Origin of the sequence: Flavonifractor sp. (genome assembly GCF_019422385.1) — a bacterium.
GTDB classification, from domain to species: Bacteria; Bacillota; Clostridia; order Oscillospirales; family Oscillospiraceae; genus Flavonifractor; species Flavonifractor avistercoris.
This window is the reverse complement of the sequence record NZ_JAHZDL010000001.1, coordinates 20,117-39,356: the sequence shown is the minus strand read 5'-3', so window position 1 is coordinate 39,356 and position 19,240 is coordinate 20,117. Positions and strand designations below refer to the sequence as shown.

Annotated in this window: 18 protein-coding genes; 7 read left to right on the top strand and 11 right to left on the bottom strand. The window is 67.9% G+C overall.

Features of this window, described 5'->3' with window-relative positions:
- Nucleotides 1-2: 2 nt before the first annotated feature.
- The 3 genes from QZ378_RS00180 to QZ378_RS00170 all read right to left on the bottom strand — a co-directional run bounded on the left by QZ378_RS00180 (nucleotide 3) and on the right by QZ378_RS00170 (nucleotide 2,286).
- A complete protein-coding gene (locus tag QZ378_RS00180; protein WP_291256904.1) occupies nucleotides 3-833 on the bottom strand; it encodes a hypothetical protein in 831 nt (276 codons plus the stop codon).
- A gap of 143 nt (nucleotides 834-976) precedes the next feature.
- The gene (locus QZ378_RS00175; protein ID WP_191379084.1) at nucleotides 977-1,648 is read right to left on the bottom strand and encodes a TIGR01906 family membrane protein; all 672 of its coding nucleotides are present in this window, start codon (nucleotides 1,646-1,648) and stop codon (nucleotides 977-979) included.
- Nucleotides 1,649-1,653: 5 nt separating this feature from the next.
- Nucleotides 1,654-2,286 carry a lysoplasmalogenase family protein gene (locus tag QZ378_RS00170; protein WP_291256903.1) on the bottom strand — a complete coding sequence of 211 codons (633 nt, stop codon included), beginning with the start codon at nucleotides 2,284-2,286 and terminating at the stop codon, nucleotides 1,654-1,656.
- A gap of 123 nt (nucleotides 2,287-2,409) precedes the next feature.
- Between QZ378_RS00170 and QZ378_RS00165 the strand changes: the two genes are divergently transcribed.
- A complete protein-coding gene (locus tag QZ378_RS00165) occupies nucleotides 2,410-2,859 on the top strand; it encodes a GNAT family N-acetyltransferase (protein WP_291256902.1) in 450 nt (149 codons plus the stop codon).
- A 45-nt stretch (nucleotides 2,860-2,904) separates the two neighbouring features.
- Here the strand turns inward: QZ378_RS00165 and QZ378_RS00160 are convergent, their stop codons facing one another.
- From QZ378_RS00160 to QZ378_RS00130, 7 genes are all read right to left on the bottom strand, one after another.
- The gene (locus QZ378_RS00160; RefSeq protein WP_291256901.1) at nucleotides 2,905-3,585 is read right to left on the bottom strand and encodes a TVP38/TMEM64 family protein; all 681 of its coding nucleotides are present in this window, start codon (nucleotides 3,583-3,585) and stop codon (nucleotides 2,905-2,907) included.
- Between the two features lie 363 nt (nucleotides 3,586-3,948).
- Entirely contained in the window at nucleotides 3,949-4,773 is an 825-nt protein-coding gene (locus QZ378_RS00155) for a metal ABC transporter permease (protein WP_191379080.1), read from the bottom strand.
- Nucleotides 4,773-5,543, bottom strand: coding sequence for a metal ABC transporter ATP-binding protein (locus QZ378_RS00150; protein ID WP_291256900.1), 771 nt, complete (start codon nucleotides 5,541-5,543; stop codon nucleotides 4,773-4,775). The genes QZ378_RS00155 and QZ378_RS00150 overlap by 1 nt, the downstream gene beginning before the upstream one ends.
- Entirely contained in the window at nucleotides 5,540-6,457 is a 918-nt protein-coding gene (locus QZ378_RS00145; protein ID WP_291256899.1) for a metal ABC transporter substrate-binding protein, read from the bottom strand. The genes QZ378_RS00150 and QZ378_RS00145 overlap by 4 nt, the downstream gene beginning before the upstream one ends.
- A gap of 99 nt (nucleotides 6,458-6,556) precedes the next feature.
- Entirely contained in the window at nucleotides 6,557-7,402 is an 846-nt protein-coding gene (locus QZ378_RS00140) for a hypothetical protein (protein ID WP_291256898.1), read from the bottom strand.
- 965 nt (nucleotides 7,403-8,367) lie between these two features.
- Nucleotides 8,368-10,614, bottom strand: coding sequence for a hydratase (locus QZ378_RS00135; protein WP_291256897.1), 2,247 nt, complete (start codon nucleotides 10,612-10,614; stop codon nucleotides 8,368-8,370).
- A gap of 72 nt (nucleotides 10,615-10,686) precedes the next feature.
- Nucleotides 10,687-11,361 carry a CatB-related O-acetyltransferase gene (locus QZ378_RS00130; RefSeq protein ID WP_291256896.1) on the bottom strand — a complete coding sequence of 225 codons (675 nt, stop codon included), beginning with the start codon at nucleotides 11,359-11,361 and terminating at the stop codon, nucleotides 10,687-10,689.
- A 114-nt stretch (nucleotides 11,362-11,475) separates the two neighbouring features.
- On the opposite strand from QZ378_RS00130, the gene QZ378_RS00125 reads away from it, so the two are divergent.
- The 6 genes from QZ378_RS00125 to QZ378_RS00100 all read left to right on the top strand — a co-directional run bounded on the left by QZ378_RS00125 (nucleotide 11,476) and on the right by QZ378_RS00100 (nucleotide 15,992).
- The gene (locus QZ378_RS00125) at nucleotides 11,476-11,901 is read left to right on the top strand and encodes a GntR family transcriptional regulator (RefSeq protein ID WP_291256895.1); all 426 of its coding nucleotides are present in this window, start codon (nucleotides 11,476-11,478) and stop codon (nucleotides 11,899-11,901) included.
- Nucleotides 11,898-12,719: a hypothetical protein gene (locus tag QZ378_RS00120; protein ID WP_291256894.1), complete on the top strand. Its 822-nt coding sequence runs from the start codon at nucleotides 11,898-11,900 to the stop codon at nucleotides 12,717-12,719. The genes QZ378_RS00125 and QZ378_RS00120 overlap by 4 nt, the downstream gene beginning before the upstream one ends.
- A complete protein-coding gene (locus QZ378_RS00115) occupies nucleotides 12,709-13,191 on the top strand; it encodes a hypothetical protein (RefSeq protein WP_291256893.1) in 483 nt (160 codons plus the stop codon). The genes QZ378_RS00120 and QZ378_RS00115 overlap by 11 nt, the downstream gene beginning before the upstream one ends.
- Nucleotides 13,185-13,925, top strand: coding sequence for an ATP-binding cassette domain-containing protein (locus QZ378_RS00110; RefSeq protein ID WP_291256892.1), 741 nt, complete (start codon nucleotides 13,185-13,187; stop codon nucleotides 13,923-13,925). Before QZ378_RS00115 ends, QZ378_RS00110 begins: the two co-directional genes overlap by 7 nt.
- A gap of 2 nt (nucleotides 13,926-13,927) precedes the next feature.
- On the top strand, nucleotides 13,928-15,340 hold the full coding sequence (locus QZ378_RS00105) for a hypothetical protein (protein WP_291256891.1): 1,413 nt from the start codon (nucleotides 13,928-13,930) through the stop codon (nucleotides 15,338-15,340).
- 70 nt (nucleotides 15,341-15,410) lie between these two features.
- Nucleotides 15,411-15,992 carry a uridine kinase gene (locus QZ378_RS00100; protein WP_291256890.1) on the top strand — a complete coding sequence of 194 codons (582 nt, stop codon included), beginning with the start codon at nucleotides 15,411-15,413 and terminating at the stop codon, nucleotides 15,990-15,992.
- Nucleotides 15,993-16,298: 306 nt separating this feature from the next.
- Here the strand turns inward: QZ378_RS00100 and QZ378_RS00095 are convergent, their stop codons facing one another.
- Nucleotides 16,299-19,202, bottom strand: coding sequence for a UvrD-helicase domain-containing protein (locus tag QZ378_RS00095; protein ID WP_291256889.1), 2,904 nt, complete (start codon nucleotides 19,200-19,202; stop codon nucleotides 16,299-16,301).
- Between the last annotated feature and the right edge of the window lie 38 nt (nucleotides 19,203-19,240).

Genomic DNA, 19,240 nt, shown 5'->3' with positions numbered 1-19,240 from the left:
CCTCAGCCGCAGCAGCTCTTGAGATCCCGGCAGTTGTCCGGGATGGGCGCGGGGCTGTTGGGCGGGAAGAACTCGTTGACGGGGAACTTCACGTGGCGGAAGATCTCGCAGGGATCGTCCTCCCCGACGCCGCAGGTGCATTCCTTCTCCGGCATGCAGTAGTCGTACACCGGCATCAGCAGCTGGGCATCCCGCTCCAGCCGGACGATGGAGAACTGGCCCAGGGTGACGTAGATGCGCTTGCCATCGCTGCCGAAGCAGAGGTCGCAGCCGAAGCAGGCGCACACGCAGGGGGGCAGCTCGGTGAGCTCGCAGTCGCAGGGGCGGCACTCGCACACGTCCACCAGCTTCATGTTGAGCACGATGGGATCCACCGCCTCCACCACCGCGGTGGGCAGGTTGGCGCGGTCGGCGGACTCCTCCTCCCCGCCGTGCCGGGCGTCGGAGGTGAACACCTTGGCGCTGCCCTCGCTGCCGAACAGGATCACCCGCTTGTCAAACACGCACAGGCCGCAGACCTCCACCGGCCGGGCGGCCCCCACGAAGGCGTCCGCCGTCACCTTGTAGTAATAGCGCACGTCCACCGTGTAGAAGCCCCGGTTGAAGCCGATGGGCTCCACGTCGATGTAAACATAGATCAGTTCCGCCTTGCCGGCCTTGATGCTGACGGCACGGTCAATCACCGCCTGGCAGTTCTGGGCGGGATAAAAGCGGAGATCCTCAATGCAGTCTTTATCTTTGCAGGAATCATAGATCTTCTTCGTGTGTATGCACACGGCCTCGCGGATACCGGCGGTATCGGGCACCGGGCCGGGCATGACCTTCTCAGGCATTGCAATACCTCCTAGCAGATTGGGGCCCTTCCTTCCCTCGAACCATCCTATGCGCCGTCCCGCCGTTGGTGCGCGGGCCGGGTGGGCACAGCAAGGGGCCCAGGCCATTCTATGGCCTGGGCCCCTTTTCGGCGCCTGCCGCCTCAGCGCAGCGCCGCGGTGCGGCTCCGCCGGTGGACCAGGAGATCCCACAGGATCAGCCCCGCGCAGCAGGCCAGCAGCACGCCGCCGATGAGCAGGGCGCAGTTGCGGAAGAACACCTCCGGCATGACCAGGATGATCTGGTCGGCGGCGGGATCAAAGATCCAGTTGTCCTTGCCCGGGAAGAAGATGGCGTGGAACACCACAAAGGCCCGGTCGAAGTCCAGGGCCGCCAGTCCGGCCACCACCAGCACCGCCGCCGCAGCCCCCGTCCCCGCCCAGAAGGCCGGCCCCCGGCCGGCGAAGCGGTGGAACCTCAGCCCCTTGGCCTTATATAGCAGAAGGAAGCCCGCCGCAGCGGCGGCGGTCACCCCCAGCACGGCAAAATCCAGGAGAAAGAGCCCCCGCACATCGGCGAAGTGGCTGCGGCCCGACTCCGACCAGGCCAGCTGTCCGGTACCGAAGGGGGCGCCGAAGACGCAGAAGTCCAGCACCTCGTCATAGGCCTCCCGGATCACCTCCGCCGACCACCCCGTCTGCTCCTGCAGATGCAGCGCGTCAATCTGGACATAGTAGAAGGGGCGGAACAGGATGGGCACGGAGATGGAGAAGCTGAGCACCAGCAGGGCCAGCACCAGGGACAGCAGGACGGACGCAGGCTTTGAGGGACGCATGGGTATCACTCCTTTGGGATGGATAGGACGATGAGCACCTGGGAGGGCAGGTAAAACAGCCACATGCCCACCTGGGCAAAGGCGGAAAGGGGGGCAGGCAGGCAGGCCAGATTGTGCAGGCCCACGCACACGTCGCACCCCACGAACAGCAGCAGGCCGAGGCCGAACATCCTCCCCCGCCGCCCCAGGGACAGGGCGGCGGCGGCGTTGCACACCAGCTCCGGGAAGTAGACCAGGGCCAGGGCGTTGAGGGGGGTGAGCAGGCCCAGCAGCGCGGCGGCCAGCAGGGCCGCCGCCGTCAGCCCCAGCCGGAGGGGCAGCCACAGACCCGCGCCCATGGCGCGCAGCCGGGCCAGGTAGAGCCCCTGCACCCCACAGAACAGGGCCACGCCCAGGGCGTACCAGGCGTCCAGCACCAGCAGGAAGAAATCCGCCGACAGGGTGAGGGCCAGAGCGGCACACACCAGCCGCCCCTCCCTGTCCCCGGCCCGGAGAAGGGCGAACAGGAGGCACAGGGCGATGCCGGAATACTTCAGCGCCAGGTTCCATCCGCCCCCCGTGCCGGCCAGATCCAGGGCCAGGAAGCCGGCGTAGAGGGCCGCCTCCGCCCCCAGAAACCAGACGGTGCCCCGCCCCATAGACCTCCCCCCTTTTCATACAGGGCCTATTATACCTCCCGCAGGGCCGCAATGCAAGGCATTGCGGCCCCGGCGGCGGCATGGTAGAATGGGGGCACAGGGAGCCGGAGGGAGGCGCGTGTGATGGAGCTGGTGAATCTGCGGGAGCGGGGCGGCCTGGCCGCCCCGGCGGCGGCGTGGTTCCACGACAGGTGGGGCATCCCGGCCCGCTCTTACCGGGAGAGCATGGACGCCTGCCTGGCGGGGGCGGGCGCCGTTCCCCAGTGGTACCTGGCCCTCCAGGAGGGCCGGATCATCGGCGGCACCGGCGTGATTGAGAACGACTTCCACCTCCGCAGGGATCTGCGCCCCAACCTCTGCGCCCTCTGGGTGGAGGAGGACTTCCGCCGCCGTGGGGTGGCGGGCGCGCTGCTGGCGCACGCCTGCGCGGATATGGCCCGGCTGGGCTGCCCCACCCTCTATCTGGTCACGGAGCACACCTCCTTTTATGAGCGGTACGGCTGGCAGTTCCTGTGCATGGTTCCGGAGGTGGATTCCCCTTGCCTGCTCCGGATGTACTGGCACCGCATATAAGACAGCGCGCCCCCTGTCCCGACGGACAGGGGGCGCTTTGCAGGTTCACTGCCTTCTAAACCGTTTCAGGAGGGCCTCCTCCCAGCGGTCGCCGTACTTCATGCCCACCAGGAACAGGGCCAGGCCCGCCAGGCCCAGCAGTACCATGGCCCAGATGGGGATGTTCAGCACCGAGCCCCCCAGGGCACAGGAGACCAGCAGGCCCCAGGGCCGGGTGAACAGGACGATCACCACAAACCGGCGCAGGGGGATGTCGGTGAGCCCGGCCAGGATGCAGATAACATCATCGGGGAAAAAGGGGAAGAGGAACACCAGGATCAAAAAGATGTCCCGCTTGCGCTGGATCAGCTCCAGGTACTTGTCCGCCACCTTCCGGCTCACCAGCCGCTCCACAAAGGGCTGCCCGATCACACGGGCCAGCCAGAACACCAGCACCGAGCCGGCCACCACCGCCAGCCAGGTCAGCAGGAATGCCTCCCACATGCCGAAGAGCACCGCCCCGGCCAGGGCGGTCACATTGCTGGGGATGGGGGCGGCCACCACGGAGAGGAACTGGATAAAAAAGTAGAACAGCTGGGAGAAGGGGGCAAAGCGGTCGATATAGGCCCGCATCTCCTCCAGGGAGCCCAGGGAGGAGAAAAAGCCGGTCTGCCACAGCAGGAGCACGCCCCCGCCCAGCAGCACCACGGCCAGCAGCAGGGCCGGCAGCCATTTCCGTTGTTTCATATCTCTATGTCGCCTCACGCATCAGACTGCCTATAGGCTACCATGTTTTGCCCCGGAGCGCCAGAGAGAATTTCTTAAATTTCCCTTATAAAAAACAAAAATCCACACCCTTCGGTGTGGCTTCTGTCATCCGGCTCCTTACCGCTCGCTGCAGATCACCCGCTCGTCGTCGCCAAAGATCAGCTCGTCCACATCCTGAATGTCGATGCCGTAGATCTTCACCATAATTCCCACCTCCTTTCTATGTGATAGGTTTAGTATACGCCTCTTCTCCGGTGAATGCAAGTGGTATTATGTAAAGTTTACATAAAGTTCATCTTTACAAAAAGAGCCGCCGGGGCGGATGCCCCGGCGGCTCAGCTGTTACAGGCGGCGCTTGCGCAGCAGGAAGGTGACGGCAAACCAGACCGCCAGATAGAGGGTGATGGAGGCCCCGGCGGAGGAGCCCAGGTAGTAGGAGGTCATCAGGCCCGCCAGCCCGGCGATCAGGGCCGCCAGGACGGAGGAGAGGTGGTACTGCCGCATGTTCTTTGCCACGTTGCGCCCGGCGGCGGCCGGCAGCACCAGCAGGGAGTTGATCACCAGCAGGCCCACCCAGGTCATGGACACGGTGACCACCACGGCGATGGCGATGGAGAACACCGCCTCCTGCCAGAACACCCGTACCCCCCGGCTGTCGGCCAGGGCGGGGTGGATGGCGGAGAGCATGAGCCGGTTGAAGGACACCAGCCACAGCACCGCCACCACCAGCAGGATCACCGCCAGCAGGGCGATTTTGGAGGGCTCCACGCTGAGGATGTCGCCGATGAGCAGGCTGTTGTACTGGGTGAAGCTCCCGCCGCCGAAGGTGGCGATGAAGATGCCCAACGCCACGGCGGTGGAGGAGAACACGCCGATTACCGTGTCGCTGGCCATGTTGGACTTGCGGCGCACGTAGGTGAACAGCAGGGCGAAGGCCGCCGCCAGCAGCACCGCCATCCACAGAGGGTCGGCCAGGCCGCACAGGGTGCCGATGGCGATGCCGGTGAAGGCGGAGTGGCCCAAAGCGTCGGAGAAGAAGGACATGCGGCTGGTGACCACCATGGTGGACAGCAGGCCGAACAGGGGGGAGATCACCAGCACCGCCAGCAGGGCGTTGCGCATGAAGCCCCACTGGAAGGGCTGGAGCAGCTCTGTCAGGAAATCCATCAGCCTCTCCCCCCCTTCCCCAGGTTCAGATGGAATACCTCCTGGAACTCGGGCGAGGAGAGCACCTCGTCCGGCGTGCCCACCTTGAGCACCTCGCTCTTGAGGAGAATCACCTTGTCGGCGAACTGTCCCAGGGTGACGAAGTCGTGGGTGGACAGGAGGATGGACAGGTCGTACCTGGTGCGGATCTCGTCCAGCATGTCCATCATCTGCTTCTCCCCGTCGATGTCCACGCCGGAGAGGGGCTCGTCCAGCACCAGGATGTGGGGCAGGGGCTCCAGCGCCAGGGCCAGCAGCACCCGCTGCAGCTCCCCGCCGGACAGGGCCCCCATCCGCCGATCCAGCAGTCCCTCCCCGTGAACCCGGCTCAGGCACTCCGCCACCCTGGCCCGCAGGCGCCTGGGGGAGGGCAGGAACACCGGGTATTTGGAGATGGCGGCGGAGAAGAAGTCGAACACGCTCACCGGATCCCCCCGGTCAAAGACCGGGGACTGTGGCACATAGCCGATCAGGGGCCGGGTCTTGTCCCCCCCGGCCCGCTGAAACTCGATGGTGCCGGTGTGGGGGATCTGCCCCAAGATGGTGCGGAACAGGGAGCTCTTCCCCGCCCCGTTGGGGCCGATGAGGGCCACGATCTCCCCGCAGTGGAGGTGGAAGGAGACGTTGCGCAGCACCTCCTCGTGGCCGAAGTTCACCCCCAGGTCGGCCACCCTCAGGCAGCAGGTTCCGGCGCAGCCGGGGCCGGTGGTTCCGTGTCTGTGTACGCTCATCCCAACGCCTCCACGATGGTGTCAATGTTCCCCTGCATGGCGTCGATGTAGGGCTGGATGCCCGTGCCGCCGCCGCTCATGATCATATCCAGCTGCTCCACCGCCACGCCGGTCTCCCGGGCGATGGCGTTGGCCGTGGCGTCGGAGCCGTTGACCTCGGTGAAGATGGCGGGGATGTCATATTCCCCGATCAGCCCAGCGATCTCCTGGATCTCGGCGGCGGATGCCTCCGCCCCCTCCTCCTCCTCGATGGCCTTGAGGAGGGTGAGATCAAAGGCCCGGGAGAAGTACTGGAAGCCGTCGTGGAAGGTGATCAGCTCCGCCCCGGCCAGGGGGGCGAGCTGCTCCGCCCACCGCTGCCGTGCCTGCTCCAGCACGTCCTTGGCCACCAGCTGGTTGGTGTGGAACTCCCCGTGAGAGGCCCAGTCGTCCCCGTAGAGCGCCTCCCCCAGCCCCTGGGCGATGACTGCCATCATGTCCTGAGCGCAGGCGGGATCCATCCAGATGTGGGGGTCGTACTCGGTGTCGTGGTCGTGGCCCTCGTGGCCCATGGCGGGCAGCAGCTCGATGCCCTCGGAGCAGTCGATCACCGCCCCCTCGGAGGCGGCCAGGGCGTCGTCCATAAAGTCCTCCAGCCCCGCGCCGTTCATGACGATCACGTCGGCCCCCTCGATGGCCTTCATGTCGGTGACGGTGAGGGTGTAGTCGTGGAGGCAGGACACCGGCTGGTTCACCAGCAGGCTCACCTCCACGTTCTCCACCCCCTCGGTCACCGCCGTGGTGAACAGGTACACCGGGTAGGTGGTGGCCAGGACGTGGAGGGTGCCGTCGTCCTCCGTCTCGGTGGCGGCGGGCGCGCCGCAGGCCGTCAGCAAAAGGCCCAGCATACAGGCCGCCGCAAGCAATTTCTTCATACAGTTCCCCTATCTAAACAGAAATACGATATGCCGGGCAAACCCTACCCGGCATATCGTATTATATCGCATTTTGGGTGCTCTGTAAAACACTTCTTCTCAGCGGGAGAGAAATTCCACCGCCCAGTGGAGGGGGAAATAGCCCAGGGCGTAGCTGGCCACGTTGGCGCAGGCGGCGTAGGCCGCCCGGCGGAGTTTGCTGTGCTCCTTCAGCAGGAACACGTAGGCGGCCAGCTCCACCACCAGGATGGGGACTTCCGCCACGAGGAGCACCAGGTACTGAAAGGCGGAACTGCCGTTGACAACCAGATTTTCCGCCACCCACAGGTGGAGCCCCGCCTGGGTGACCAGGTTGACGATGAGAAACACCAGCCAGTCCCGCTTGGCCCGGAAGCCGAACAGCCACAGCAGGATGCCCTCTATGATCAGGGTGGGCACCAGGGTGGACAGGAACTGAAAGGCGTAGTACCCCGCCGGGGAGGTGGCGGAGGTGATGGTGTTGGTCTCCCAGTCGTAGGTCAGGTGGGTATAGAACACCGTGCGGGTGAAGGGCTCCGCCGTGGCCTGGGCCCCGTCCGGTCCGGACACGGCGATACGAAAGGTGTCCGGCAGACCGTGGTAGCCGAAGTAGTGGGTGCCGTCCTCCCCCGGCGTGAGATCGCCGTGCAGGGGGATGTTCGTTCCCTCCACCAGGGCGGGGTACCAGCCCTCGCCCTCCCAGCTTTTCAGCCCGGCGATCAGCGCCGGGTCGTAGTCCGCCGGGTCGATGTTCTCGTAGTCGCCAGGGCCGGTGATGAGCAGATCCAGGTAGTACTCCCCCGCCGGGGCATTGACCACCGTGATGGTGACGGCGGGCTTGGGCCCCGTATCGGCAGAGGCGGTGCCCGGCAGCACCGCCAGGCAGAGCAGAATACACACGAGGGCCGCAAAGAGACGACGTTTCATACCGATCCTCCTTCTCCCAGACGCATCCTGTAGGGCGCGGCATCCCTGACGCGCCGTTCGTTTGCCGGGGTGTCCACCCCTCGCGGGGCGGGCCTGCCCGGCCGGGGCCCCCATTTCTTCCCAAAGAAATGGGGGGAAAGAAGGGCCGGGGGGCTCCGCCCACCCTGGACCCCCCAGTACGGGGGCTCATGGCGGCGGCGGGCTGTACAGACAGGGCAAAGACCGACCGTGCATTGCCGCCCGTTTCCCGGGTGGTTTTGTTCCAGGCGCTGCCGCGCCTCGGGCGGCACGCATCGGGATTACCCTGCAAGCCCTGAACGTTGCTACGCTGTACCGGCTTGGCCCGCCGGGCCGCCGTCGGTGCCTTGCCGCTGAAATACAGAGGCGGTTGAGGTGGCGTGCAGGCGGCGCGTCAGGGATGCCGCGCCCTACGTGGGGGCGCACCTGTGTGTGCGCCCGCCCCGAACCGAGGGGGCGTTACAACGTAAGCCCCCTCGGTCGGAATGCTGCGACAGGACAGCCCGGGGGGTACATCCAATAGGGGGCCGCAGCCCCCCTGATTGGTCGTTTCAAGGGGTGGGTGCAGGGCGGTTTGGGCGTGAAGAAACGTGCCGGTGGCACGTTTTAGCCCAAAAGCAATCCAGGCACAGCCACCTTAACCCGTGAAATCGAAATCCCCCGCCCTGCTGGTTTTCCCCCCGCTTTTGCCATCAAAAGCGGGGCCGCCGGAGGCCGGCGCCTCCTTTGCGCGGGCGACCACAGGTCGCCCCTACAAACGGCGCGCCGGGTCGTCGCGCCCCACGCAGGGGCGCGCATTGCGCGCCCGCTCTGAGCGGCGGCCCCGTTTTGAAGCCGGAGGCCGGTGCCCCCTTTGGGTGGGCGCACACACAGTTGCGCCCCTATGCGTCCCCCTGGGGATGGAGCAGACGCTTGTAGCAGCCGTCCACCTGGCAGAGTGCGGCGTCTTACTTGGCGTAGTAGTTGATCAGGCAGCCGGCCAGGACGATGTCCCGCTCCTCCCGGGTCATGTCGGGCAGCTTGAGGGTGACGGGCTTCTCGGCGCCGTTCTGGATGAGGACGGCGGCGATCTCCTCCGCGCCGGAGTCCACGGCGGCGCGGATGCCGGGCAGGTAGAGCCTGTCGCCGGGCTGGATGTTCCAGTCCTTCACGTCCTCGGCGATAAAGGGCAGCATGCCCCAGTTGACCACGTTGGAGCGGTAGCGCTTGGTGGCATACTCGGCACACAGGTTTGCCACGCCGCCCAGCACCCGCTGGCAGGAGGCGGCCTGCTCCCGGGCGGAGCCGTCGCCGGGCTTGAGGGCCATGATCATGCTGCCCAGGCCGGTGCTGGCCGGGTCGTGGCCCATCAGGGCCTCCTGTACCTGGGGATCGCCGGGGTTGGTGCGGCGCAGGCGCTCCACCGCCAGCACCTCCTTGGCCCGGGGCACGTACTGGGGATCTTTGCGGCTCAGGGCAAAGTCGGAGAGCTTGATGGGGTTGGAGCGGTAGGAGGAGGTCTCGCCGGAGGGGATGAGCTCGTCGGTGGTGGTCACCGGGTCATAGATGGCGGAGCACACGGTGAGCAGCAGGTTCTCCGGCAGGGCCACCTGCTCCGGCCAGTCGGCGATGTTGGGGCCGAAGACCAGCTCCTGGTCGGGGTCGGGCTTACCCACGCCGAAGTAGACCCGGGCCTGGTAGGGGGTGGGGTCGTAGGCGAAGGGCTCCACGGCGGGATCCACGGGGGGCTCAGGCAGCTCGTCGGCCCCGGTGAGCACGCCGCCGTTGAGGGCGGTGGCGGCGATGGACCGGGCGTCCATCAGGGCCACGTAGGACACCTGGCCGTCGGAGGGCTTGCTCCCCTCCCGGTTGGGGAAGTTGCGGGTGGAGTGGCGGATGGAGAAGCCGCCGTTGGCGGGCACGTCGCCCGCGCCGAAGCAGGGGCCGCAGAAGCAGGAGCGGATGGACGCGCCGGCGGCCATGAGGGAGGCGATATAGCCTCTCCGGGTCAGCTCCAGGTTGACGGGCTGGCTGGTGGGGTAGACGGACAGCCAGAACTCGCCGGAGCCGATGGGGTGGCCGTCCAGGATCTGGGCCGCCCGGACGATGTTCTGGTAGGTGCCGCCGGAGCAGCCGGCGATGACGCCCTGATCCACCCGGAACTGGCCGTTGACAATCTTCTCCCGCAGGGAGGCGGGCTGGTTTTTCAGCTTGAGCTGGCGCATGGTGTCCTCGTCCACCTGGTGGAGCAGGTCGTCCATGTTCTCCTTGAACTCTTGGATGGTGTAGGCGTTGGAGGGGTGGAAGGGCAGGGCGATCATGGGCCGGATCTTGTCCAGCTTCACCTCGATCACCCCGTCGTACCAGGCGCCGTCGGCGGGGGCCTGGGGCTTGAACTCCTCCCCCCGGCCCAGCACGGCCAGATGATCCTTCAGGGTGTCGTCCGCCGGCCAGACGGAGGACAGGCAGGTGGTCTCGGTGGTCATCACGTCGATGCCGGAGCGGTAGTCCATGGACAGATTGGCCACGCCGGGGCCGAAGAACTCCATGACGGCGTTCTTCACCGTGCCGTCCTTAAAGGTGGAGCGGATGAGCTCCAGGGCCACGTCCTGGGGGCCCACGCCGGGGATGGGCGCGCCGGTGAGGTAGATGGCGATCACCTTGGGATAGGAGATGTTGTAGGTTTTCTTCAGCAGCTGACGGGCCAGCTCGGGGCCGCCCTCGCCGATGGCCATGGTGCCGTAGGCGCCGTAGCGGGTGTGGGAGTCGGAGCCCAGGATCATCTTGCCCGGGGCGGCGTACCGCTCCCGCATGTAGGAGTGGATCACGCTCTGGTGGGCGGGGACGAACTCGCCGCCGTACTTCTTGGCCGCCGACAGGCCGAACACGTGGTCGTCCTCGTTGATGGTGCCCCCCACGGCGCACAGGGAGTTGTGGCAGTTGGTGAGCACGTAGGGCAGGGGGAACTCCGTCATGCCGGAGGCCCGGGCGGTCTGGATGATGCCCACGTAGGTGATGTCGTGGGAGGCCATGGCGTCAAACCGGATGGCCAGATTGTCCATGTCCTCCCCGGTGTTGTGAGCCTTGAGGATGGCATAGGCCATGGTGCCCTGTTTCGCCTGCTCCGGCGCGGGCAGGCCCGCCGCCGCGCCGTCCCGGGCCGGGATGAAGGAACCGTTCTTGTAGTACATACCCTGATTGTGAATGGTCAGCATGGGGATCCCCTCCGTTGTCATTGGTTTTCACTATTCTAACAAGTTTTCGCGCCGGGCGCAAGGGATTTCCGGTCAGGCCGGGCCGCTCCCCTCCGCCGCCAGCCAGGTTTTCAGCGCCGTCCGCAGCCGCTCCAGATCCGGATCGCACAGCACGGGCAGCCGCTCGGCCAGCACCTCCGGCGGGAAGTCCCACCAGCGGACGGCCTCCAGCAGGGCGATGAGCTCCTCGTCAAATCGCTTCTTCCGGGGCCGGGCGGGGTTGCCGCCCACCACGGTGTAGGGCTCCACGTCGCGGGTCACCACCGAGTAGGCGGCCACGATGGCCCCGTCGCCGATGCGGACGCCGGGCATGATCACGCACTCCCGGCCCAGCCACACATCATTGCCCACCACCGTGTCCCCCTTCCGGGGCAGCTGGGACAGGTGGCCGGGCACCCGCTCGGCCCACACCCCGCCGAACACGGCGAAGGGATAGGTGCTGGCGCTGCTGATGCGGTGGTTGGCCGTCCCCATGATGAAGGTGGCCCCGCTGGCGATGGAGCAGAATCTGCCGATGATCAGCCTGTCCCCGAACTCCGGGTAGTTGAAGAGCACGTTGTGCTTCTCAAAGCCGGCGGGGTCGCTCTCATGGTCGTAGTAGGTGTAGTCGCCCACCTGGATGTTGGGGGCGGTGATCACGTTTTTCAGGAAGCAGGACGTGCCGTACCGGTTGGGGAACACCACGTCCGGGCTGGGAATACCGTTCATATGGACACACCTCTTTTCTGCGTCAGTGTACCACGGCGGCGGGCCTGTGGCAAGGCGGAATTGCCCCTTGACAGGCAACCGTATTACTGCTATCATACAGTTAGGAACCGTATTATGGTTGTAGTACAGTTTGGAAAGGGGGTGGTCACCCTGGTCACCTTTGAAGGACTCCGGCTGGAGGAGGGCATGCCCATTTACCTGCAGATCATCCGCTACCTGGAGCGGGGCATTGCCGCCGGGACGGTGCGGGACGGGGACGAGCTGCCCTCCCGCCGGGTGCTCTCCGCCCGGCTGGGGGTCAACCCTAACACCATCCAGAAGGCCTTTCGGGCCCTGGAGGAGGCCGGGGTGATCACCTCCCGGGCGGGAGCCAAGAGCGAGGTCTCCCTCACCCCGGAGCGGGCGGCGGCCATCCGCCGCCGCCTGCTGGAGGAGGAGGCCGCCGCCCTGGTGGGCGCCCTGAGGCAGATGGGCCTGGACAGGGAGCAGGCCGCGGCGCTGGTGCTTCAACTATGGGACAGACAGGAGGAATCGCCATGAGACGCTATTGCTCGGTGCTGGGCCTGGCGGCCCGGTGCACCTTTTGGAAGGTGCTGGCCGCCACCCTGCTCTCCTGCGGGGCGGAGGCCGCCCTGTTTCTCACCACCCTGGCCCGCTGGGGCCCGGAGCGCAACCCCATGAGCCTGGAGGGACTTCTCTTCCACAGCCGCGTCTTCCTCTGCTTCGGCCCGGGGCTGGTGCTGGTCTGCGCCCTGCTCGCCCTGTGGGAGGGGACGGGCTCCGGCAGCCAGACGGGCTATACCGTCCGCCGCCTGCGGGTGGGGGAAAGCCGCCTCACCCTGCTGTGGGGCGGGTACGGCGTCCTGTGCCTGGTGCTCTACTGGGCGGCCCACCTGGGCACGGTGCTGGCCCTGTGCGCCGCCGCCATGCCCCACCTGTCGGAGGGGGCCGCCTCCCCCCTGGCCCTGTTCCTGGCCTGCTGGCGCTCCCCCTATCTCCACGCCCTGCTCCCCCTGAAGGACGTGTGGCTGTGGGGGCGCAACCTGCTGCTCTGCGCCGCCCTGGGGCTGGGCACGGCCGCCTTCTCCCACGAGCGGCGGCACGGCCACCGGGCCTGGGGCTGGATCCCCCTGGCCCTGGGCGCCGCCCTCCTCTTCCCCCTGCCCATGGGGGCCTTCCCCTTCCAGGGGCTGGATCCCGCCTTCCTGCCCTACCTGGAGACCGAGGTGGAGGTATATACCGGCAGCGGCTCCCCTGTGCCCGGCCTGATGGCCTTTCTCCTGACGGGGGGCAGCGCGGCGGTGCTGATCAACGCCGCCCTCATGATCTGCGGGAGGGAACCATTCTATGAAAACTGAGTTCTGGTATCCCCCGGGCTTCCCCCGGGCGGAGGAGCGCTTCCTCCAGCGGTGTGCCCTGGCTCTGGTGTCCCTGGCGGGCTTTATCATCTTCCTGTGCCAGTTCTCCGCCACCCTGCGCGGCCTCCAGACCGCCCTCCGCACCGGCGCTGAGGGGCTGACCATGCCGCCCCTCCCCGCCCTGACGGCGGGCTGCTGGATCAGCTTTCTGGTGCTGGCCCTGGGACAGGTGGTGCTGGCGGCGGCCCACTACCTGTGGCACTACCAGGGCGGGCGGAGCATCTACCGGATGCGCACGCTCCCCCAGCGCTTTGAGCTGGCCCGCCGCTGCCTGGCCGCCCCCGCCGCCGCCCTGGGGCGGTGTGTCCTGGCCGCCGTCGCGGTGGCCGTTCTCTGCGCCCTGTACTACCGCGTCTTCACCCCGGCGGGCCTGCTGCCCGCCCACTGGCTGCTGGGAGGTGCCTTATGCTGAGCTGGAACAACGTGTACAAGTCCTACTGGGGGGCCAACCGGGCCCTGGACAGCGTGAGCCTGTCCGTGGGGCCGGGGGAGATCGTGGGCCTGTTCGGGGCCAACGGGGCGGGCAAGACCACCCTGCTCAAGTGCGCCCTGGGCCTGCTGCGGTACACCGGCTCCGTCACCCTGGACGGGGAGCCCATTACCCACAGAAACATCGCCCGCCTCTCCTTCGCCACCTGCGAGCACTCCTTCTTCCCCGCCCTCACCCCGGCGGCTCACCGGGAGTTTTACCGGGAGCACTTCCCCACGTTCCGGGAAAAGCGGTTTGACGCCCTCATGGACTTCTTCGCCCTGCCCCTCCACCGCCGGGCCCGGGGATTTTCCACCGGGCAGAAGAACCAGCTGGAGGTGACCCTGGCTCTGAGCCAGGGGGCGGACTACATCCTCATGGACGAGCCCTTCGCCGGCAACGACGTGTTCAACCGGGAGGACTTCTACAGGCTGCTGCTGGGCCTGCTGGAGCCGGGGGAGACCATCGTTTTGTCCACCCACCTGCTGGAGGAGGTGCAGCACTTCATCAGCCGGGCGGTGCTGCTGGACAGGGGCACCATCGCCGGGGACGTGACCACCGGCGCGCTGGAGGAGCGGGGCGAGAGCCTGATGGACTTTGTAAAGTCGTCCCTGCACTACCGGGGAGACCGGGTGCTGAAAACCCTGGAGGGGCTGGACGACGGGGAGGGGGAGTAGCCATGCGCCGCGCACTTGCCGCATTTCTGGTGTTCGCCGCCCTGTCGGCGGGGCTGCTCCTGGGGGCCTCCGCCGTCCTGTCCCCCCAGGGGGATCAGATAGAGGTGGCGTGCCGCACCCTGGCCGGGGAGGCGTCGGCGGCGGCCGGCCTCACCCTCACCGCCGAGCGCACCTGCGGCGACCACCTGTTCTGGATCGCCACCCTCCCCGCCGACGCACCGGAGCAGGCCCGTATCCTCTTCGACTACGCCGGGGCGTCCCAGCACCTGAATGTCCCCTGGTGGCAGGACGCCCAGCCCCTGGAGGTGGAGCTGAGCACCTTTGACGAGGTGCGGGAGGGGCGTGAGGGGCCGCTGGGCCAGCTGTGGGAGGCCCTGTCCGCCCAGACCGCGCCCCAGCCGGGGGATCAGGACTCCGGCAGCTGGTATGAGCCCCTGGCGGGGGAGGGAACCACCCTGCACCGGGAGATCACCCTGTCGGACTACGTGGATGAACTCCCCCTGTCCGTGGACTACTGGCCCACCACGGAGGCGGGCGCCGGGGGGCTCACCGCCCGCTTTCAGGACTACTTCCCCATCCCCGTACCCGAGGGCATGACGGTGGAGGTGCAGCTGAACCTAGACGCGGAGGGGAACCTGGACAGCTGCCGCCTGTACCGCAGCGAGGATCTGTCCCTCACCTCCGCCTGCGCGCAGGACGACCACGGCGTTCTCTTCACCCTATGCGCCAGCGGGGCGCTGGCCGGGGCCCTGGACGGCAGCGGCATCCCCGGCGGCTGGGGCCTGTACTGGCTGGACGGGGCGGGCCGGACGCTGGAGACCCGCTGGTCTCTGCCCGCCGGCGAGCGGCCCGCCGGCTTCCAGGCCGACGAGGACACCCTCTTCTTCCTCTCCCGGGACGGGGAGACCGCCTGGCTCTACCTGCTGGACGGGGACAGCTTCGAGCTCCGCCAGAGGCTGGAGCTGTTCCCCCTGGACAGCGCGGCGGACAACCCGGTCTGGCACCTGGACGGGGAGGCGGGCTTCGCCGCGGTGCTCTCCCCCGGCGGCGGGCTGGCCGTCCTGGCCCGGGACGACGCCGGGAGCTGGGGCCTGGCCTTCACGGCGGACGCCTCCGCCCTGGAGGGGCTGAACTGCAGCCCCCCGTACCAGGAGCTGCGCTGGGGCGCCAGCGGCCTGGACTGGGCCTTCGACGGGGAGCGGCTGGCCGTCACCGGCCCCTACTACGGGGGCGGCTCCTACGACTGGTACACGGCGGTCTTTGCCGATGGGGAGCTGGCCTGGCTGGGGGCGTACAGTACACCCCTGGGCCGGAGCTACTGTGAGGAGCTCACCTACTGGGGGACGTATCTGGACACCACCTGCTCCACCCCCTACATCGACGCCCCCTACTGCCGGGCGGCGTGGACGGGGTAGGGCTTCCCTTTTCCCTCCTTTTGTGATAGACTGATCAACATTCTGAAACCAAAGAGAGGAGGGGCCTGCTTTGGAACCCCTGGAGGCCCTGCTGGAAGTCCTTACCCCCCTGACCCGTCTGGGCCGCCCCGCCCTGGCCGCCGTGGACGGCCGCTGCGGCAGCGGCAAGAGCACCCTGTCCGAGCTGGCGGCCCGGCGGCTGCACTGTCCCCTGTTCCACATGGACGACTTCTTCCTGCCCCCGGAGCTGCGCACGCCGCAGCGGTACGCCCAGCCCGGCGGCAACGTCCACTATGAGCGGGTGGAGGCCGAGCTGCTCCGCCCCATCCGGGAGACGGGGGCGGCCCGTTTCCGCCCCTTCGACTGCCATTCCCTGGGCTACGGGGCCCCGGTGGAGGTGTCCGTCCCCGGCCTTGCCATCGTGGAGGGCAGCTATTCCCTCCACCCCGCCCTGCGGAGGTACTACGACGTGACGGTATTCCTCACCTGCGAGGCGGAGGAGCAGCGCCGCCGCCTGCTCAACCGGGAGGGGCCGGAGGGCCTGAGCCGCTTCCTGGAGAAGTGGATCCCCCTGGAGGAGCACTACTTCCAGGGGGTGGGCCTGCCCGCCGCCGGAGATCTGGTGCTGGACACCACCCCGCATGGTAGATAACAGAGGCTGCATACGCCAAAAGGGACGCCGGCCAGTGGCCGGCGTCCCTCAAACTGTCGACAAACCTCCCGCGAAGGAGTGCCTCGCAGAGTTCCTGCGGCCGCAGCCGCAGGAATAAAATCAAAATCCGTCATTTCCGGGGACATGTGCCTCGGAAATGACACTTCTCATGGCGGAAGGGGTGACTTTTTCGCAAGAAAACGAACCCCTTCCGCCATGTAGCCTTTCTCGAAAAAGTGGCTTTGCCACTTTTTCGATGATCTCAGGGACGCCGGCCAGTGGCCGGCGTCCCTTTTGGATTTCCGCTCAGAACAGGCTCATCTGCACCCCCTGGGGCCGGGGGGAAGCGGGGCGGGCCTCCTCCTTTTGCAGGGGCAGGCCCTCCAGGAACCGGGAGGGGGTTCCGCCGGTGGTGAGCACCAGCTCGTCCCTGGCCCTCGTCATGCCCACATAGAGCAGGCGGCGCTCCTCGGCCTGGTCGGCCTCGATGCCGTGCCGCTCCAGGGGGATGCGCCCCTCCCCCGCGCCGCACAGGAACACCACCGGCCACTCCAGGCCCTTGGCGGCGTGGAGGGTGGACAGCTTCACCGCCCCGGCGGCGTAGCTCACCCCCGCCCGGCGGAGGATGTCCCCCTCCTGCCCGATGGTGAGATTGCGGAGGAAGGCGGCGGTGTGGTCGAAAAACACCGCCATGTTGCGCAGCCGCTCCACCCCGTCGGAGGGGGTGTGATGGGCCGTCCACTGTTCCAGCAGCGTTGCCGGGGGCGTGTCCTCCTCTTTCCGGGCCTCCAGCCAGGCCAGGGCCTGCCGCACCTCCCCGTCCAGCAAAAAGTCCTCCCGGCCCGCCACCACGCAGGGGATGCCGTCCCGGGCCAGGCACTCCTCCAGCAGGGCCAGCTGCCGCCGGGTACGGCAGAGCACCGCCAGATCGCCAAAGCTCCGCGCACCCCGGGCCGCCCCCAGCTCCTGGGCCTCCACCATGCCCATGCCGCCCACCATCCGGGCGATTTCCTTGGCCACGAAGATGGCCTCCGCCCGATCGCCGGGGGCGGTGACCAGCCGCACCGCCGCCCCCTGGGGCCGGACGGCCTCCAGGGGGCGGGCTCTCCCGTCCACGGCCTCTACCACCGGCAGGGCGGCGGCCAGGATCTCCGGCGTGGAGCGGTAGTTCTGCCGCAGGGTGACGGTGTGGGCCCCCTCCAGGGCGGCAAAGCAGGCGGGATCCGCCCCCCGGAAGCCGTAGATGGACTGGTCCGGGTCGCCGATGGCAAAGAGGGTGCCCCCCTCCCACCGCCAGGCCAGCAACAGCTCCAGCTGGAGCCGGTCCACGTCCTGGAACTCGTCCACCAGCAGGTGGGTGAACCGTTTGTCGGTGTGCCCCGCCCGCCACTGCTCCAAGGTCTGGCGGAGCAGGTCGTCAAAGTCCAGCTTCCCCTCCAGCTTCTCCTGGTAGCGGGCAAAGGCCGGATCCTCCTGTGTGTCCATGCCGGTTTTCCACCGGGAGATGGCCCGCAGGAGGGCGGCGGGGCTCCCCTTCCGCCCCAGTTCCTCCAGGGCGGCGGAGACCGCCGCCCGCTGCTCATAGGGGTCGGCCAGGGGCACGTCCCCCAGCAGCTCCAGGCAGACGGCGTGGAAGGTGCCGATGGTCATGGCCCTGGCCGCCCGCTTGCCCAGGCGTTTTTCCAGCCGTGCCCGCAGCTCCTCCGCCGCCCGGTTGGTGAAGGTGATGGCGGTGAGCTCCGCCGGCTTGGCCTTCTGCTCCTCCACCAGCCAGGCCGCCCGCTCCACCAGGGTGTGGGTCTTGCCCGTGCCCGGCCCGGCGATCACCGCTACGGTGGGCTCGGTGGCGGTGACGGCGGCCTTTTGTTCCCCGTTCAGCTCCCCGGCGGGGGCGGCGGACTTGGCCCGGCTTCCTCTGGCGGACTTGGACACCTGGCCCTTGGCGGATTTCGCCTGCCGGGGGGCCTCCGCCCCGAAGAGGCTCACCTGGCCCCGAAATACCTCCCGCTCGGCGGGGGACAGCAGCTGGATCACCCCATAGGCCCCGTCGTATCCCGGCTTCCGGGCCACCTGGCCGGAGCGCAGGCGGCGGATGCCCTCGGCCACCAGGGGCCCGGCGGCGTGTTGGATGTCCTCCAGGGGCACCTCCCGGAGGATGGTGAACTCCGGCCCCAGCCCCTCCAGCATGGCCTCGTACTTGGCCCCCACCTTCTTCCCGGCGGCGGAGCCCCCCTCGGAGGCGGCGATCACCTCGGGCAGGGGGACCAGGCTCTCGAAGGGCTTGGCGCCCGCCGGCACATAACCCTCCGGCCGGTCGGAAAGCTGCTCCACCCGGTGGAGCACGCCGGTGGTGAGCCGCTTGCCGCACACGGGGCACACGCCCCCGGCCGCCTCCGCCTCCACCGGGGAGAGGCACACGGAGCAGTTCCGGTGGCCGTCGAAGTGGTACTTGCCCTCCTCGGGGAAGAACTCGATGGTGCCGTGGAAGCCCTCCCCGGTCTGGATGGCGCGGGAGAGCTCCGGGTAGGACAGGCCGGTGTCCAGCAGGTTGGCCTCCCGCCCCAGCTTGGAGGGGGAGTGGGCGTCGGAGTTGGACACCAGGGTGTACCCGTCCAGCGCGGAGCAGCGGTGGTTCATGGGCGGGTCGGAGGACAGCCCCGTCTCCAGGGCGCGGATGTGGCCGGTGAGATCCTCGAAGCACTCCTCTATGGTGTCGAAGCCGGAGAAGGCCCCGAACAGGGAGAAGTGGGGCGTCCAGATGTGGGCGGGGATGAACACCGCGTCGGGGCAGGACTCCAGGGTGATCTCCAGCAGATCCCGGCAGTCCAGGCCCAGGATGGGCCGTCCGTCGGAGTGGAGATTGCCGATGGCCTCCAGCCGGCGGGACAGGGTCTCCGCCGCCTCCAGACCGGGCAGGAGGATCAGGGAGTGGACCTTGCGCACCTTGCCGTCCTTCTTGTAGATGGTGCTGATCTCCCCGGTGATCACAAACCGGGGGCCGCCGGTGGCCCCCTTCAGGGTGTAGAGCCCCTCCTCCGCCGGGGAGAGCTTCTCCCTCAGCTCCGCCCGCCAGGCCGGGTGGGTGAAGTCGCCGGTGCCCACCAGGCCGATGCCCTTCTTCCGGGCCCAGAGGTCCAGCTGCTCCGGCTCCAGCTCCTTGCTGGTGGCCCGGGAGTATTTGGAGTGGATGTGCAGATCCGCGATGTACACGGCACATTCCCCCTTTTTCGTGTTTTCCCCATTGTAAC